The organism is Micromonospora sp. WMMD1155 (assembly GCF_029581275.1).
GTDB lineage: Bacteria > Actinomycetota > Actinomycetes > Mycobacteriales > Micromonosporaceae > Micromonospora.
On the sequence record NZ_CP120742.1, the window covers coordinates 3,735,911 to 3,752,516 of the forward strand.

Here is a 16,606-nt window from a genome sequence, read left to right on the forward strand (position 1 = left end):
CGCACCGGCAGTGAGAGAGAAGACGATGTTCAACGCCCCGAGTGGAGCCTTCGAGATGCAACTACTCAACGAAGCGTTGTCCCGGGCTCGAATGCGCCGGCCTCAGGCCGGTCGTACCACCACGAGCACTGAGGCAACCCGATCCGCCCGTACCGTCGCCATGAACAGCCGCAACCAGGCGGCGCGTGACCTGGGCGTTCTCTAGTACCACCCCACGCAGAAGGGCGGGTGCCGACCGGCACCCGCCCTTCGTCACGTCGTCAGGCGACCGGCGCGAAGCCGGGCAGCCAGCGCTCCAGGATGCTGCGGTACGGGGCCTTCGCCTCCAGTTGGCACAGCACCCCGATCGAGCCGAGCGTCACCCGGTGGATCAGCAGGTACGACGGCGGCAGGTTGAGCTGCCGGCTCAGCTGGTACGTGGGGGAGCGGGGGCTGGCCAGCCGGCCCGCCTCGGCCCGCAGCCAGGCCCGGGTGAAGCGGAACCCGTCCGCCGCGATGGGCTCCAGCATCGGACGGATGAAGTCGAGCACACCCTCGGCGTCGACCTCCTCGGCGGAGCCGATGAAGCCCTCCGAACGAAGCCCCTGCACCACCTCGTCGGCGTCGCCGCGCAGGGCTGTCGCGGCGATGCGGCCGATCGGCTCCGGCGTGCCCTCCGGCATCCGGGCCACCGCGCCGAAGTCGATGACACCGAGTCGCCCGTCGGGCAGCAGCCGGAAGTTGCCCGGGTGCGGATCGGCGTGCAGCAGCCCGGCCCGCTGCGGCGCGGAGAGGTGCAGGGTGGCCATCAACCGACCGGCCTCGTCGCGCTGCTCCTCGGTGCCCTCGCGGATGATGTCGGCCAACGGGGTGCCCGTCACCCACTCGGTGACCAGCACCCGGGGCGCCGCGTTGACGACCTTCGGGATGTAGATCTCCGGGTCGTCGGCGTACGCGGCCGCGAAGGCCCGCTGCGACTCGGCCTCCAGCTCGTAGTCCAACTCCTCGGTGATCCGCTCGCGCAACTCGACAAGGAGCGGCTTGACGTCCAGGCCGGGTTGGATGGCCCGGAACATGCCCCCCAGGCGGGAGAGCTGCTTGAGGTCGGCGAGCAGTGCCTCGCCGGCACCCGGATATTGGATCTTGACCGCGACGTCGCGGCCGTTCGGTGCGCCCGACTCGTCGAACCCCGGCTCCCGCCACCGGGCCCGGTGCACCTGGCCGATGCTGGCCGCCGCGGCCGGAGTGTCGTTGAACTCGACGAACAAGTCCCGCCAGTCGGGGCCGAGTTGTTCGGCCAGCACCTTGTGCACGCTGGCCGCCGGCAGCGGTGGCGCCGCCTCCTGGAGCTTCGTGAGCGCCTGGCGGTAGGGCGCGGCGATCTCCTCCGGCAGCGCCGCCTCGAAGACCGACAGCGCCTGACCGAACTTCATCGCCCCGCCCTTGAGCTGGCCCAACACGCTGAACAGCTGCTCGGCGGTGCGCTGCTGGATCTCCGCGGAGATCACGTCGGAGGCGAGCCCGGTGACGCGCTTTCCCATGCCGAGAACCGTCCGGCCGGCGAAGCCGAGCGGTAGGGCGGCGAGCTTGGCGGTGCGGGACACGGCGCGGCGCGGGATGTCGGTCACCCGGTCATTGTTACCGACCGGAGGGCTCCGCTGCTGGTCTGCGGCCGGGCTGGTGCGGACACCCGCCCCCGGGAGCACCCACACGCCGGGTGTGGAGGCCATCCTCGACGACGGAAACGACCGGCACCGGTGATCTCCATCGCCCCGCCCAGCGTCTCGGGCTGACCGCCGTCGAGCTGCGTCAGCGCCTCGGCCAGCGCGTACCCGATGGCGGTGAGCAGCGTGCTGGTCGCTCCGGCGGCGACCGGATCGGTGGCGGCGAGTTGCGCGGCGAGGCGCGGCCAGTCCGGGTCGCGGTCGGCCCGGTGCAGCTCGACGCAGTGCAGGCAGGGCCCGGCGGGTGGGCGGACCAGCGGCCCGACGACCGGTACGCCCTCGCGAAGGGTGACCAGCAGGTGTGGCTGCCGCCGCTGGGCGAGGCCGGCGGCGAGCAGCGCCGGTGGCCGATCCGTGCCGAGCTGGATGACCAGGTCCACCCGACCGCCCCGACCGCCCCGACCCGACCGGGTGCCGGTGCCCGGAGCGACGCGGTTGACGGCAGCGCGCACCGCCGGTGCCAGCGGGTGGCCCAGCTCGGCGGCGGGGATGCCGGTACCGACCAGGTCGACGGGGCGTACCGGGCCGGTGAGCTGGGGGATCACCTGCCCGACGCCGGCCTGGGCCAACGCCACGGTCAACGAACCACCGAACGCCCCGGTGCCGATGAGCGCCACCCGGGCGGCCCGCCGTCGGCGGAGGACCTGCGCGGGGGTGCCGGGCAGTCGGGCCGCGGCCAGGGCCAGAGCGCCGGCCTCGGCCGCCAGTCGGGCGCGGACCGGGCCGACGAGGTCACGGGGGAGCAGGCTGTGCGCAGGGACCAACAGCCCGGCCGTACGCAGGGCGTCGAGCAGCGTACGGGCCTCGTCGGCGGTGACCCGGACGCTGGCCGCGTGCGCCAGCACGGTGCGCTCGCTGCGGGTGCCGTCGATCAGGTCGAGTAGGTGGGCGGCCCGAGGGTTGGCCAACTCCAGCAGCACGGCGGGCCCCGGCCCGACGCCGAGCTGCAGGGTGTGCCGGTCCCGCCAGAGCCGGTTGAGACCGGGCAGCAGTGTGGGGCGGGGCAGTGCGGTACGTCTCATGGTCGCTGATCGTGATCGCGTCTTCGCGTTCGGTCGATCGTTGTCCACAGGCGCCCGAGCCCGTGTCCAGGGTTGTCCACAGGGTTCGCCGGGTTTTCCACAGCCTTCCGAGGCGGCTGTCGGTCACCCGACACACTCCGTGGACGGCCCGGGACGCAAACGGGGCGGGGTGGCCACCGGCCACCCCGCCCCCGTCAGCCGTACGGGTCAGACCTTGGCCTTGCCCAGAATGCGGTTCACTGTTGTACCGCATACCGGACACTTGCCCTTGGCCATGTTCATTCCGGTCTTCGAGACCTCGACGTGCCCCTCGAAGTCCCGCTTCTCCTTGCACTTCACGCAGTAACCGTTGTAGGTCGTCTGGGCCTGGTCGGCCACGGTGCCCTCCTCGTCTCGTCCGCCGGTCGATGCCGTCCCGGCGGGGGTGCCCGGCGGCGGGCCACACGGGGCGCCGGCGCTGGGTCTCACTCCGCGGCCACCCTCGTGACCGCTGGTCCGCGGACCCTACCCAGGTCTGGGCAGTTCCATGTCAGCTGTGCATCGACACTGTGAGCAAGTCGACGTCGAGAGTGTGCATGGCGAAATAGGCCGGATAAGTCAGTTTGGCGGGGACACGCCGACCAAACCCTCACAGCCACCCGTGCGGGTGCCCCTGCGGCGGCATCCCAGACGGTGATCACCTACGGTGAGAGGACGTCGCGTCATGCCGCCATCGGCGTTCACGAAGGGTGACGAGATGGTTCGACGGCGTCGCTGTCAAGAAATTTTCCGGACTCCTGGCGACCAATCACCACTTTCTGGGCGCGTGTCGCGCGGTTGACTCTTGCGGACCCCTGGTCAGTGGGCATTAGCTTTCCTTCGTGACACGTAGCCGAGGCTGCGCGGGCCAGTGATGGCGGGGACGCGCAAGCCGGTCGTCGAGGTACGGCGCAGCCAGCGCCGACGACGCACGGTGTCCGCGTACCGTGACGGTGAGCGCGTCGTCGTCCTCATCCCGGACCAGTTCTCCCGTGCCGAGGAGAGCGAGTGGGTCGACCGGATGCTCGCCCGGCTCGCCGCCCGGGAGGGGCGCCTGGCCCGCTCCGACGCCGAGCTGCTGGCCCGGGCCGGCCGGCTCATCGACCTCCACCTCGCCGAGTACGCGTCGAAGGCGGTTCCGGCCAGCGTCCGCTGGGTCACCAACCAGAACGGCCGGTGGGGCTCCTGCACGCCCGCCGACCGCAGCATCCGGATCTCGCACCGCGTCCAGGAGATGCCCGACTGGGTGATCGACTACGTGCTGCTGCACGAGTTGGCGCACCTCATCGTGCCCAGCCACAACGCCCGGTTCTGGGCGCTGGTCGGCCGCTATCCCCGGGCGGAACGCGCCCGCGGTTACCTCGAGGGCGTGGCGGCCGCCTCCTGCGCCCCCTGACCCGTCCCGTAGGCCCCGCCCCGTGCGGCGGCCCGCTGGAGTCAGACCCTCCTTGATCGACTCCAGATCGCCGACCTGGGGGTATCCGGCGTCGCGGACACCCCATGTCGCGGATCTGGAGCGGAGGGGCGGGCGCTAGGGTCGGGAGGTGGCACGACGGGTGGTAGTGGCGTTGCTCGGGCCGGTCCGATGGTCGCCGCCGGGCGTCGACCCGGCGGAATGGCGGGCGGCTCTCGCGGAGGACGTCATCGACCTGCTCGCCACGCTCAACGAGGTGGAGGTGGCGGTCGCGGTCACCCCGGCCGACCGGGCTCTGGCCGACTCGGTGGTCTGGCCCGGGACGACCGTGTACGAGGTCGCCGAGCCGACGCCGAACGCGGTGTTCGCCGCGCTGGAGGGCTACGACCAGGCGGCGGTGCTGGTCGGCGACGTGCCGGACCTCCCCGCGCTGACCGTCGGCAAGCTGCTGCGACCGCTCACCACCCGACCCGTCGCGGTCGCTCCGGTCGATGGCGGCGGCGCGGGACTGCTCGGAATGGCGGTACGACTGCCGGTGCCGGGCTGGGTGCCTCCGCTGGACCTGGACACGGCCACGCCGGCGGACGTGCGGTCCGGTGCCCCTCGACCCGGGGACGTCGCGGTCACCGCAGGTTGGCGACGGCTGCGTGGCCCGGCCGACCTGGCCACCCTGGACCCGGCCTTCGAAGGGTGGGAGGCGACCCGCGCCCTGCTCTCCGGCTCGGGCCGCCCCGCCTGACACTCGCCGACCAGCCAGCTCTCGGCAAGCCGGGCCCTCACCCAGGACGAGGGCTGGCCCACCATGTCGATGTGCTGGTGAGCGATATACCTCAGAGGCATGAATATGACTCTGAGGTATATCGCCCATGACCCCGTCCGCCCCCCGACGGAGGTGACCGAGGGGCACCGCCGGCCCTGGCTGCGTTCAGACTTCGACGGCGACGTGCGCGCCGGGCGCCCGCCACAACGCGCGGACGCCCGGGGTCGACGCTCAGGCGTCAGGGCCCAGGCTCACGCCTTGGTGTCGTCGTCCCGGCCGTCGGTCTCGTCGGGCTTGCCGGGGGGCTTCTCCTCGGCCCCACCGGGTGCGGTGAAGTCGAAGTCGTCCAGCTCGCTCAGGTCCATGTCGTTCATGGCGAACGCCACCGGGTCGGCGAAGTCGTCGTCCGACGGCAGCAGGTCCGGGTGGCCCCAGACGGCGTCGCGGCCCTCGATGCCCCGGTGCTGGGTGAGCGCGGCCCAGAGTGCCGCCGCCTCGCGGAGTCGGCGCGGGCGTAGCTCCAGGCCGACCAGTGCCGCGAAGGTCTGCTCGGCGGGCCCGCCGGCGGCCCGGCGACGGCGGAACGCCTCGCCCAGTCGGACGACGTTGGGCAGTCGGTCGCCGGCGGCGCTGTCCACGACGTGGCACACCCAGCCCTCGACCAGGGCGAGCGCGGTCTCCAGTCGGGCCAGCGACGCCTTCTGGGCGGGGCTGTCCTCCGGGGTGAAGATCCCCTCCAGCGCGATCGCCTGCATCGACTCCGGGTCGGTCGGGTCGACCCGGCCCATCGCCTCCTCGATCGCCTCCCGGTTGACCCGGATGCCCGAGGCGTACATCTCGACTGCGCTGAGCACGTGCCCGCGCAGCCACGGGACGTGCTGGAACAACCGCTGGTGGGCGGCCTCACGCAGGGCCACGTAGAGGCGGACCTCGTCCTCGGGAAGCTCCAGGCCCTCGCCGTACGCCCGGATGTTGGCCGGGATCAGCGCGGCCGTGCCGGCCGGGCCGAGCGGCAGCCCGATGTCGCCGGCGGAGAGCACCTCCGCGGCGAGCGAACCGAGGGCCTGGCCCAGTTGGCCGCCGAAGAGGGCGCCACCGAGGGTGGCGACCATCGACTGCATCGGACCGAGTTGGGCGCGGGCCTCCGGCGGCACCAGGTCGCCCATCGCGCCGACCATCCGGCTGGCGACCGGGTCGCAGAGCTTGCGCCACACGTCCAACGTCTTGAAGATCCACTCATTGCGGTTCCAGGCGACCGGGGACTGGATGCCCGACGGCCACGCCGAAGCCGGCTCCAACCACAGGTCGGCCAGGCGCAGCGCCTCCTCGACCGCGTTGCGCTCATACGGTGACACCGCCGGGTCGCCGGCGGCCGCGAGCTGGCTGGCTGCTACCTGCCGGGCCAGGTCCCAGTTGACCGGCCCGCTGCCCGGCGCGGAGAGCAGGTGCTGCAACTGCGACATGAACTGCTGCATCTGCGCGGGATCGTTGGGGTCTGGTGGTTGCCCACCCGGGAGCGCGAAACCGAACGGAATATCAGGCACGACGTCTACGGTACGCGGGCCGCGCCCCAGGTAGCCGCCGCTGGCGTTGCGCTGAGGGCGAAGTCGCGTGGCGCATCCGGCGGGCGGCACCCGACCGGTCGGTACGCTCTGCGGCATGAGACGTCGTGGCCTGACGGTCCTGCTCGGTGCCCTGTTCACCGCCCTGCTGAGCATCGGGGTGCTCCGGGTTCCGATCCCGTACGTGGTGCTCGGGCCGGGCCCGACGGTCAACACCCTCGGCACAGCCGACGGCAAGGAGGTCATCCAGGTCACCGGGCGGGAGACCTCGACCTCCGCCGGGCAACTGCGGCTGACCACGGTGGGTGTGCAGCCCACGGTCCGGCTGCGGGGCGCGATCGCGGGTTGGTTCTCCGACGACGAGGCGGTGGTGCCACGGGAGCTGGTCTACCCGCCCGGGGAGTCGACGGAGCAGGTCGAGCAGCGTAACGCCGAGGATTTCAAGGCGTCGCAGACCAGCGCGGAGACCGCCGCGCTGCGGGAGCTGGGCTTCCCGGTGCAGGTGGTCGTCAAGACGGTGTCCGGGGACGGCCCCGCCGCCGGCGCGCTCAAGGCCGGCGACGTGATCACTTCGGTCGACGGTCAGCCGGTGCCGGTGGCCACGAAGGTCACCGAGCTGGTCCGGGCCAAGCCCGTCGGCACGGCGTTGACGATCGGTTACACCCGCGACGGCGTGCCGGCCACCGTGTCGGTGACGAGTCGGGAGCAGGACGGCCGTCCCCGGATCGGCGTCGAGATCGACCAGCAGCAGCCGCACCCGTTCACGCTCGGCATCGACCTGGAGGACATCGGTGGGCCGAGCGCCGGCCTGATGTTCGCGCTGGGGATCGTGGACAAGCTGACCCCGGCGGATCTCACCGGGGGTCAGGTCATCGCCGGCACCGGCACCATCGACGACGAGGGCGCGGTCGGCCCGATCGGCGGGATCGCCCAGAAACTCGTCGGCGCGAAGCGTGCCGGGGCGAAGGTGTTCCTGGTTCCGGCGGACAACTGCGCCGAGGCGGTCCGCAATCCGCAGCCGGATCTGCCCCTGTTGCGGGTGGGTTCGTTGGACGAGGCATTGACCGCCCTGGAGACGTTGCGCGGGGGCGGTCAGCCGACCCGATGCTGACCGATGTGACCGCGCCCCGACACGTTCAGGATCACCCCGTACTCTGGGTGCCTGGTCGGAGCCGATCACATCGAGCGTGCGGAGCCAACAGTGGTCATGCGTAGCAGCAGCCCCCTCCCGAGGATGAGCCGGCGCGGGCGCGTCACCATCGCTGTCCTGGTCGGGGTTTTCGTGCTCTTCACCCTGCTCGGGTGGGGTGTCCAGGCGTGGACCGACTGGCTCTGGTTCGACGAGGTCCGTTACACCGAGGTCTTCACCGGGGTCCTGCTGACCCGGCTGGTGCTGTTCCTCGCCGTCGGCCTCGGCATGGCGGTGATCGTCGGCGGCAACCTGTGGCTGGCCCACCGGTTGCGTCCGCGGCTGCGTCCGCACTCGGTGGAGCAGGCCACCCTGGAGCGCTACCGGATGGTGCTCACCCCGCGACTCGGCACCTGGATCGCGCTGACCGCCGCGGTGGTCGGGCTCTTCGCCGGACTGTCCGCGCAGAACCGGTGGACCCAGTGGATGCTTTTCCGCAACGGCGGTGACTTCGGGATCAAGGACCCGGAGTTCGGGGTGGACATCGGCTTCTACGTCTTCCAGTTGCCGTTCTGGCGTTACCTGCTCGGGGTCGCCTTCACCGCTGTGGTGCTGGCGGTGATCGGCGCGCTGGCGGTGCACTACCTCTTCGGCGGAGTCCGCCTGCAGGGCGTCGGGGACCGGATGAGCAACGCGGCCCGCGCGCACCTGAGCAGTCTGGTCGCGATCTTCGTGCTGTTGAAGGCCGTCGCGTACGTGCTGGACCGGCGGGCGATGCTGCTGGAGTACAACGAGGGCGTCAAGCTGTACGGCGCCGGTTACGCCGACGTCAACGCGCTGCTGCCGGCGAAGGAGATCCTGGCCTACATCTCGATCGTGGTGGCGATCGCGATCATCGTCTTCTCCAACGCCTGGATGCGGAACCTGGTCTGGCCGGGCATCTCGCTGGCGCTGCTCGGCGTCTCCGCGGTGGCCATCGGCGGCATCTATCCCTGGGCGGTGCAGACCTTCGAGGTCAAGCCGAGCGCGAAGGACAAGGAAGCGCCGTACATCCAGCGCAGCATCGACGCGACGCGGGCGGCGTTCGGGCTGGGGGTCACCGAGACGACCCCGTACGCGGCGAACAACCTCACCCCACCGGCGAGCCTGGCCACCGACACCTCGGTGGTGCCGAACGTGCGGCTGCTCGACCCGCAGTTGGTCAGCGAGACGTACACCCAGCTCCAGCAGGTGCGTGGCTTCTACGACTTCGGCCCGAAGCTGGACATCGACAGGTACGGGGTGAACGGCAAGGTCTCCGACTACGTGGTCGGCGTCCGGGAGATCAACTACGGCGAGCTGACCGACCAGCAGAACACCTGGATCAACAGGCACACCGTCTACACCCACGGGTACGGGCTGGTGGCCGCCCCGGCCAACCAGGTGGTCTGTGGCGGGCAGCCGTTCTTCGTCTCCGGCTTCCTCGGCGAGAAGACGCAGGAGGCGTGCTCCTCGCAGACCGAGCAGATCCCGGCCAAGCAGCCGCGGATCTACTACGGCGAGCGGATGGCGGCGGACGACTACGCGATCGTCGGGCAGGCCGACCCGAACAAGAAGGCCGAGTTCGACAGGCCGGTCGGTGAGGGTGGCGGCGAGTCCTACACCTACACCGGCGAGGGCGGCGTGGAGATCGGCTCCTTCGCCCGGCGCCTGCTGTACGCCATCAAGGAGCAGGAGTCGAACTTCCTCCTCTCCGAGGCGGTCAACGACGACTCCAAGCTGCTCTACGTGCGTAACCCGCGGGACCGGGTGGAGAAGGTCGCGCCGTTCCTCACCCTGGACGGCGACCCGTACCCGGCGGTGGTGGACGGTCGGGTGCAGTGGATCGTCGACGGTTACACCACGGCGGCCAGCTACCCGTACGCCGAGCGGGTCAACCTGCAGACCGAGACGACCGACGAGCTGACCAACCGGGGCACGTTCCAGCTGGCCCGGGAGAACGTGAACTACATGCGTAACTCGGTGAAGGCGACCGTCGACGCGTACGACGGCACGGTGACCCTCTACGAGTACGACGACGCCGACCCGGTGCTCAAGGCGTGGAACAAGGCGTTCGGTGGTGACCTGGTCAAGCCGAAGGCGGACATCCCGGTGGAGCTGAACGAGCACTTCCGCTACCCGGCGGACATGTTCAAGGTGCAGCGCAACCTGCTCACCAAGTTCCACGTGACCAACCCGGGCGACTTCTACTCGGCGCAGGACTTCTGGCAGGTGCCCAACGTGCCGGACGCCCCGGACAGCGGTCAGAAGCAGCCCCCGTACTACCTGTTCACCCAGTTCCCGGGGCAGGAGAGCCCTCGGTTCCAGCTCACCTCGGCGGTCACCCCGAACGGCCGGCAGAACCTCGCCGCGCTGATCTCCGGGTCGTACGTCGACGGGAAGCCTCGGTTGGAGGTGCTGGAGTTGCCGGACCAGACCCGGATCTCCGGCCCGGTGCAGGTGCACCAGCAGATGACCAACAACGCGAACATCCGTCAGCAGCTCAACCTGCTCTCCAGCAACCAGGCGCAGGTGCAGTACGGCAACCTGCTCTCGCTGCCCTTCGCCGACGGCATGCTCTACGTCGAGCCGGTCTACGTGAAGAGCAACCAGCAGGACGCGTACCCGCTGTTGCAGAAGGTGCTGCTCTCCTACGGTGACGGTGGCTCCTTCGTGGCGCTCGCCGACAACATCAACGACGGCATCAAGCAGTTGGTCGAGCAGGGCAAGAAGGCCGGGCAGGGCGCGCCGCCGCCACCGCCCCCGGGCGGCAACCCGACGAGCCCGACGCCGACGCCCACGCCCACCGGGACCGCCACGCCGACGCCGACGCCCACACCGAGCGCCGGCACCCCGCCGCCGACCGGTGACCTGGCCGCCGCCGCGGACCGGGTGCAGACCGCGATCACCGAGGTGCGGGCCGCGCAGGCGTCCGGCGACTTCGAGCGGTACGGGCGCGCGCTCAAGACGTTGGACGAGGCGCTGACGGCGTTCCAGCAGGCGCAGCAGGCCGCCGGCACCGGTGGCGCCCCGCCACCGAGTACCAGCCCGAGCGCCGGAGGCTGACCCACCCGCCGGGAGGCGGATCGGAGCCCCCGTCGTCGGACCGCATCGGTCCGGACGGCGGGGGCTTCGCCGTGTCCGGAGATGCACCCGTTTGTCGCCTCGCCGACAGGTGGCCGCAGCCCGCAACCTGGGACACCGGTCCGCCGTCCTCATTTGCAACGGGGTGGGGACGAGGGGGAGCAGCCGTGAGGGATGCGCAGAGTTTCGACGACTTCTACCGCGGCACCGCGCGGCGGATGATGCGGTACGGCTACGCGGTCGCCGGTGACCACAACGAGGCGCAGGATCTGGTGCAGGAGGCGTACACCCGGGCCTGGCGGCAGTGGGGGCGGCTGTCCGAGCATCCGGCGCCGGAGGCGTGGCTGCGACTGGTGGTGGCCCGGTTGGCGACCGACCGCTGGCGGCGGCTGCGTACCCTGCGCGGCGCGCTGCGGATGGCCGGACCCCCGCAGGCGGTCCCCCCGCCCACCGAGGACAGCGTGCTGCTGGTCCAGGCCCTGCGTCAGGTTCCGGCGACCCACCGGCAGGCGTTGGCTCTGCACTACCTGTTCGACATGCCGGTCGACGAGATCGCCCGCGAGGTGGGCGTACCCGTCGGCACGGTGAAGTCCTGGCTCTCCCGGGGCCGTTCCCGGCTCGCCGCGTTGTTGCCCGATCTCGCCGTCGTGGAACTGGAGGCCAGCGATGTCGCGTGAACTGTCTGAGATGTATCGGTCCCTCGCCACCGACGCGGACACCCGTGAGCTGGTCGTCCCCGACGTGCTCCGGCACCAGGCCGACCGTCGGGCCCGTCTCCGTGCGGCCGGTGGCGCGGTGGCCGTGGCGTTGGTGGTGGGGGGCGTGATGATCGGTGGTCAGGTGGTCGCCGTTCCGTCGCCGAAGCCCGTGCCCCCGCCGGCCGGCACGCCGACGTTCCCGTCGCCGCCGGTGTCACCGACGCCGGATGCGACAGCCGTGTCGCCGTCGCCGCCGACCCCGCCCACGACGGCGGGCCGCTCCCCGGGCACGACACCGGCGTCGCCGCGGGTCACCAGCGCGGCGCCACCGCGTTCGCCGACCAGCATCCCGGATCGGGCGTTCTTCGCGCTCGCGCCGGCCAACCGGACCGGCATCGCGCCGGAGTTCCGGGACCTGGACGCGCTGCCGGGCCTGTGCGGCGCGCGCATCCCCAGCGAGACGGTGGTGCAGCGCCGGACCCGGCTGCTGATCTACAAGCTGCCGCAGAACCCGGGTGAGGGGTACGTCCCGGACGGCACCTACGCGCACTCCATCACGATCTACCGGTCCGGGCGCGCCGACGACGTGCTCAAGGAGTTGCGGCAGGCGGTGCGCGACTGCCCGGTGCAGAAGCGGCCGGGCGGCGATCCGCCGTCGCGGAGCACGCAGCGGCTGCTCGCCGACAGCGGGTACGGCGACGAGTCGGTGCTTTTCGAGGTGCGCAGCCCGGGTCAGGACGTGAACGGCGATCCGACCGGCGTGGAGGACGTGCGGCTGGTCCGGGCGATCCGGATCGGCGACGTGGTGACGATTCTCTGGGAGCAGGGTTGGGAGAACACCTCCAGCCAGCGGGCCCAGGTCGACGCGGACAGTCGCCGCGCGGTCGCCGCCATCCGGGCCTGGCTCGGCTGACGTCGGTGCGGTCGGGAGGCTGCCTCGCCGGATTCGAACGTCGTTTTGCGGGGCCCGGGGGTGGTGCGCTACGGTTATCGAGCCGACGCGGGGTGGAGCAGCTCGGTAGCTCGCTGGGCTCATAACCCAGAGGTCGCAGGTTCAAATCCTGTCCCCGCTACGAACGAAAGCCCGTCTCCGGTTCGCCGGGGGCGGGCTTTCACCGTTCCGGGCGGTGCGTCGGCAACGGTCGGTGACCCCGCTGATCATCGCCGACGCGGATGGGTTAGGCTTTACGGGCCGACGCGGGGTGGAGCAGCTCGGTAGCTCGCTGGGCTCATAACCCAGAGGTCGCAGGTTCAAATCCTGTCCCCGCTACAACTGACGAAAGCCCGATCCCCACTCGTGGGGGGTCGGGCTTTCTGGTGTCGGCGTGCCACGCAGACCCGCGACGGGGCCGGTGCCGCTCGGCACCGGCCCCGCGCGTCCTACCGAAGGCCGAAGGCCCGCGTGACGGTCTGGGTGACGCCGCCACCGTTGCGCTGTTCGGCGGTCACCCGGATCGACACGAACTCGGCCCGGTGCGGCGCGTGCACCGACACCCGCCAGGTGCCGTCCTTCTCCTTCGGGGTCTGCCGCTGCCAGGTCTTCCCGTCGTCGTAGGAGACGTCCAGCCGCAGCGAGGACACCCCGTCGCGGGCCGCGGTGCTGCCCACCACCACCGGCGTGATCGAGAACTCGCTGCCGCGCTTCGCCCGGCCCGCGAGGTCCACGTCCGTCCCGTAGTCCAGTTGCACCAGCGGGATGGCCTGCACCTCCGTGCCGCCGCCGGAGAGGAAACGCCACTCGGTGTGCGTGGCGGTCGAGTACGGGCTGAACTCCGGCTTGCCGGTGGTCTCGACGACCAGCCGGTACGGCAGTTTCTCCGGCGACAGATCACCCGCTCCGATCTCCGGCCAGCCGTCGAATCGGGTCAGTTGCTTATCACCCTGATAGAACGTGGCGATCTGCGACATGCTGGCCCCGCCGCTGTGCGCGGCCCCCGCATCGCCGAACCCCTGGAGGTAGGCGCTCATGGCGGTCTCGCCCCGGAACGGGATCTCGGTGCTGAGCATGCGGGGCCGGGTGATGGGGCCGAACCAGCGGTCCTTCTGCACACTGCCCGGCCGGTAGGCGATCGCCTCCGTGTTGGACCGTGCCCAGTCGGCGACGTCGGCGTACTGCATCCACTTCACACCGTCACCGGCGGACACCCAGTCGGTACGCGGCCCCGGGACCACCGGCTGGAACGGGAACGATCGTGCCGCCCCGTACTCGTACGGCGGGAAGTCCACCCGGCTCTCGCTGGACTGCTTCCCCGGGGGAGGGGAGAAGGTGAGATCGATCCGGGCGAGGTCGCGGGGAGCGGTCTTGGCGGAGGGGTCCGCGGGTACGCCGCCACGGTGGTAGTCGACCAGGTCGTACAGGTACCTCGCCGACGGGTGGGCCACGACGGCCAGCCGTACCGGTCTGCGGTCGGCGGTGATCTTCTGGATCAACGCCTCGCCCTGGTCCGTGGTCACCGAGGCGACCGGGATCTGCCCGATCGTCACGCCGTCCGGGTTGCCGTACCAGTCGCTCCGGCGACCGGCCCGGTCGTTGACGACGAGGAGCATCGCCGCACCGGCGGCGTGCGCCGCCGCTGCCTGGTCGGTGGGGGTCACCGAGTCGGTGGCGCGTACGACGACGGCCCTGCCCCGGGCGGGCACACCGGCGTAGTCGGCAGTAGCGCCGACGCCCGCGAAGACGGCGTCCAGGCGTGATGTGCCGTCGGGCAGTGCGGACGAGCCGGGCTGCACGAGGGGGGCGCCGATGCCGCGGCCCTCGTAGCTGATCGCCAGCGGCGTCTGTGCGGCGCGGATCCGGGTGGTCAGGACGAAGCTGCCCTTCTTGACCTTGCCCTTGGTCGGGAGCGCCCACAGGCTGTCGTAGGTGGCACCGGGCCAGAAGGTCTCCTTCAGGGCGCTCCAGTCCGTCGGCGTCGGCTCGGCGGAGGTGAAGGAGCGGTAGACGTCGATCCTGGTGTCGACGACGGCGGTCGGCTGCGGTGTCGCCACCTTCACCTGACGGGCCCGGGCGGCGTCGAGTTCCACGACCCGGTCGGTCGTCAGGTCGACCTCGGGGGCGGTCAGCATCGCGAGGCCCAGGGAACTGGGCCCGTTCACGCCCTCCACGTCCGGCGTGGCGACGACGGTGTAGGAGCCGGGGGCCAGGCGACTGGTGAGCTTTCCGTCCGGAACCCACATGAACGTGCGGCCCGTCTCGGCGTTGACGACCTCGACCTCACCGCTCACGGGTCGACCGGCGCGGTCCTTCAGGTGGATGGTGAGGTCGTACTTCTTGGACTCGACGGCGACCCCGACGGCCGTGTGCACCTCCCCGGTCGGGGAGCGGGCCGTGACCTGGGCGGAGTACCGGCCCGGCGCAAGACCCTCCGGGTCCACCACGACGTCGACGGTGGAGGTGCCGTGAGCCGGCACCGTGACGCTGTCGGCCGCCGCCGTGAACGTCGAGGCGGAGGAGGCCCCGTGCTCCACGGCGAGAGCCAGGGTGACCGGGGCGGCCGTGGTGTTGGTGTAGGTGATCTTCCGGGTGATCGGCTGCGGTGAACTGCCGGGAGCCCACCGGACGAGCCCGGCGTCCACCGAGCCGGTCGCGACGACCTGGTCCTGGTGGTAGGCGGCGGCCACGTTCAGTCGACCACTCCCGGCCTGGTAGGCGGTGTAGTCGGGCGTACGGACGCTGGTGCTCATCAGCGCGTCCTTGATCTGCCGCGCGCTCCAGGTCGGGTGCTTCTGCACCAGCAGGGCCGCCGCCCCGGCGACGTGCGGCGCGGCCATCGAGGTGCCACTGTCCAGCCGGTAGTAGCCCTCACCCCACGGGATGTGCTGCGAGCGCGCCGCCAGCACGTCCACACCGGGGGCGGTCATGTCGGGCTTGAGTGCCTCGTCGTTGGCGCGCGGCCCGACGCTGGAGAAGTCGGCCAGGTGGTCCGAGGTGTCCACCGCGCCGATGGTGAGCGCGGCGTCCGCGGTCCCCGGCGCACCGAGGGTGTACGGGTCGGGGCCGCTGTTGCCGGCGGAGACGACGAAGAGCGCGCCCGTCTCGGCGGTCAGCTGGTTCACGGCCTGGCTCAGCGGGTCGTCCTGCGTGTGCCAGGCGCTGACGCCCAGGCTCATGTTGATCACCTTGGCGCGTTCGGTCCGCGCCGCCCACTCCATGCCCGCGATGATCCCCGAGATCGAGCCGCTTCCGTTCTCGTCGAGGACCTTGCCCACCACCAGGTCGGCATCGGGGGCGACGCCGCGTTCCCTGCCGTCCGAGGCGGCGCCGGTTCCGGCGACGGTGGAGGCGGTGTGGGTGCCGTGCCCGTTGCGGTCGATCACGTCCTGGCCGGGGATGAAGCTGCGGGACGCCACCACCTGGTCCACGAGGTCCGGGTGGGTGGTGTCCACGCCGGTGTCCAGGACGGCGACCCGTACCCCGCTGCCGGTGCCGCCGGCCGCCCAGGCGGCCGGTGCGCCGACCTGCGCGGTGGTGTCGGCGAGGGCGGCCTTCGCCTTGCCGTCGAGCCACACCCTCGCGATGCCCGCCGTGAAGGAGGGGGCCCAGGTGGCGGCGCGGCGGTCGGCCGTCGACTGTCCACCGTCGGTGAGGGCCGACCAGAAGTCGGTCGCCTGCGCCCGGCGGGTGCGGATCGCCTCGCCGCGGACCGAGGGAAGCTCCAGCGTGGTCTGCGCGCCCGGCAGCGTGGCGCTGGTCCGGCGGGTGGTCGAGCCCGCGGCGCGGGTGACGATCAGGGGCAGTTCGGCGGCCCGCGCGTCGTCGAAGCCCTGGGCGATCAGTTGGGTGACGTCGAAGAGTTGCTTGTCGAGTCGGCCGGTCGCGAGGTAGGGCATCGCCTCGTCGGGATACACGTAGGTGTCCCCGCCCTCGGTGGCGACCCGCACGGCGCCGGTGGCACCGGGCGGGCGTGTGACGTCCACCGAGGGGGTCGCGCCGTTGACGCCCGGGGTCACCGTCACCCGGTCGCCGGTGATCAGCGTGACCGTGACAGGTGCGCGGTGCGCGGTGCCGGTGGCGGCGGGTGTCGCCGGTGGCGGTGGGGCGCCGTGCGCCGCCGTCGGGGTGAGGAGAGCGGCGACGAGGGTGACGCCTACCGCTGCCGCCGCAGATCTTCGGGTGCGAGAGATCCGCGCACTGTTCACAGAGTTGACCATGGATGAGATCCGATCACCTCTGGAGATTCGTGTAAAGATCATCATCG

Annotated in this window: 11 protein-coding genes and 2 tRNA genes; 8 read left to right on the plus strand and 5 right to left on the minus strand. The window is 71.5% G+C overall.

From position 1 onward, the window contains the following. Positions 1 to 260 precede the first annotated feature (260 nt). The 3 genes from O7617_RS17130 to O7617_RS17140 all read right to left on the minus strand — a co-directional run bounded on the left by O7617_RS17130 (position 261) and on the right by O7617_RS17140 (position 3,103). A complete protein-coding gene (locus O7617_RS17130; RefSeq protein WP_282256794.1) occupies positions 261 to 1,607 on the minus strand; it encodes an AarF/ABC1/UbiB kinase family protein in 1,347 nt (448 codons plus the stop codon). Beyond that, complete coding sequence (locus tag O7617_RS17135; RefSeq protein ID WP_282256795.1) at positions 1,604 to 2,725, minus strand: TOMM precursor leader peptide-binding protein; 1,122 nt, start codon at positions 2,723 to 2,725, stop codon at positions 1,604 to 1,606. Before O7617_RS17135 ends, O7617_RS17130 begins: the two co-directional genes overlap by 4 nt. A gap of 207 nt (positions 2,726 to 2,932) precedes the next feature. Beyond that, positions 2,933 to 3,103, minus strand: coding sequence for a DUF5679 domain-containing protein (locus O7617_RS17140; protein ID WP_167457767.1), 171 nt, complete (start codon positions 3,101 to 3,103; stop codon positions 2,933 to 2,935). A gap of 514 nt (positions 3,104 to 3,617) precedes the next feature. Here O7617_RS17140 and O7617_RS17145 point away from each other — a divergent pair. Both O7617_RS17145 and O7617_RS17150 read left to right on the plus strand, forming a co-directional pair. Further along, on the plus strand, positions 3,618 to 4,139 hold the full coding sequence (locus tag O7617_RS17145; RefSeq protein ID WP_282256796.1) for a M48 family metallopeptidase: 522 nt from the start codon (positions 3,618 to 3,620) through the stop codon (positions 4,137 to 4,139). A gap of 148 nt (positions 4,140 to 4,287) precedes the next feature. Beyond that, on the plus strand, positions 4,288 to 4,896 hold the full coding sequence (locus O7617_RS17150; protein WP_282256797.1) for a hypothetical protein: 609 nt from the start codon (positions 4,288 to 4,290) through the stop codon (positions 4,894 to 4,896). Between the two features lie 272 nt (positions 4,897 to 5,168). Here O7617_RS17150 and O7617_RS17155 read toward each other — a convergent pair whose 3' ends face one another. Then, complete coding sequence (locus O7617_RS17155; protein WP_282264765.1) at positions 5,169 to 6,392, minus strand: zinc-dependent metalloprotease; 1,224 nt, start codon at positions 6,390 to 6,392, stop codon at positions 5,169 to 5,171. Positions 6,393 to 6,576: 184 nt separating this feature from the next. Here O7617_RS17155 and O7617_RS17160 point away from each other — a divergent pair, with 184 nt between their 5' ends. The 6 genes from O7617_RS17160 to O7617_RS17185 all read left to right on the plus strand — a co-directional run bounded on the left by O7617_RS17160 (position 6,577) and on the right by O7617_RS17185 (position 12,678). Then, positions 6,577 to 7,590, plus strand: coding sequence for a PDZ domain-containing protein (locus O7617_RS17160; RefSeq protein ID WP_282256798.1), 1,014 nt, complete (start codon positions 6,577 to 6,579; stop codon positions 7,588 to 7,590). Between the two features lie 96 nt (positions 7,591 to 7,686). Next, entirely contained in the window at positions 7,687 to 10,692 is a 3,006-nt protein-coding gene (locus tag O7617_RS17165) for a UPF0182 family protein (RefSeq protein WP_282256799.1), read from the plus strand. 185 nt (positions 10,693 to 10,877) lie between these two features. Continuing rightward, positions 10,878 to 11,387, plus strand: a complete 510-nt coding sequence (locus tag O7617_RS17170; protein ID WP_282256800.1) for a SigE family RNA polymerase sigma factor — start codon at positions 10,878 to 10,880, stop codon at positions 11,385 to 11,387. Between the two features lie 10 nt (positions 11,388 to 11,397). Further along, positions 11,398 to 12,321, plus strand: a complete 924-nt coding sequence (locus O7617_RS17175; RefSeq protein WP_282256801.1) for a hypothetical protein — start codon at positions 11,398 to 11,400, stop codon at positions 12,319 to 12,321. Positions 12,322 to 12,407: 86 nt separating this feature from the next. Beyond that, positions 12,408 to 12,481, plus strand: a tRNA-Met gene (locus tag O7617_RS17180). Between the two features lie 123 nt (positions 12,482 to 12,604). After that, positions 12,605 to 12,678: transfer RNA gene (locus tag O7617_RS17185), tRNA-Met, on the plus strand. Positions 12,679 to 12,788: 110 nt separating this feature from the next. Here O7617_RS17185 and O7617_RS17190 read toward each other — a convergent pair. After that, positions 12,789 to 16,559, minus strand: coding sequence for a S8 family serine peptidase (locus tag O7617_RS17190; protein WP_282256802.1), 3,771 nt, complete (start codon positions 16,557 to 16,559; stop codon positions 12,789 to 12,791). Positions 16,560 to 16,606: the final 47 nt, after the last annotated feature.

What these genes read in the sequence shown, in the direction of transcription:
- O7617_RS17145 (WP_282256796.1), top strand. Translation starts at nt 3,618, where the DNA reads ATGGCGGGGACGCGCAAGCCGGTCGTCGAGGTACGGCGCAGCCAGCGC.
- O7617_RS17175 (WP_282256801.1), top strand. Translation starts at nt 11,398, where the DNA reads ATGTATCGGTCCCTCGCCACCGACGCGGACACCCGTGAGCTGGTCGTC.
- O7617_RS17190 (WP_282256802.1), bottom strand. Translation starts at nt 16,559, where the DNA reads ATGGTCAACTCTGTGAACAGTGCGCGGATCTCTCGCACCCGAAGATCT.
- O7617_RS17155 (WP_282264765.1), bottom strand. Translation starts at nt 6,392, where the DNA reads ATGCAGCAGTTCATGTCGCAGTTGCAGCACCTGCTCTCCGCGCCGGGC.
- O7617_RS17165 (WP_282256799.1), top strand. Translation starts at nt 7,687, where the DNA reads ATGCGTAGCAGCAGCCCCCTCCCGAGGATGAGCCGGCGCGGGCGCGTC.
- O7617_RS17160 (WP_282256798.1), top strand. Translation starts at nt 6,577, where the DNA reads ATGAGACGTCGTGGCCTGACGGTCCTGCTCGGTGCCCTGTTCACCGCC.
- O7617_RS17135 (WP_282256795.1), bottom strand. Translation starts at nt 2,725, where the DNA reads ATGAGACGTACCGCACTGCCCCGCCCCACACTGCTGCCCGGTCTCAAC.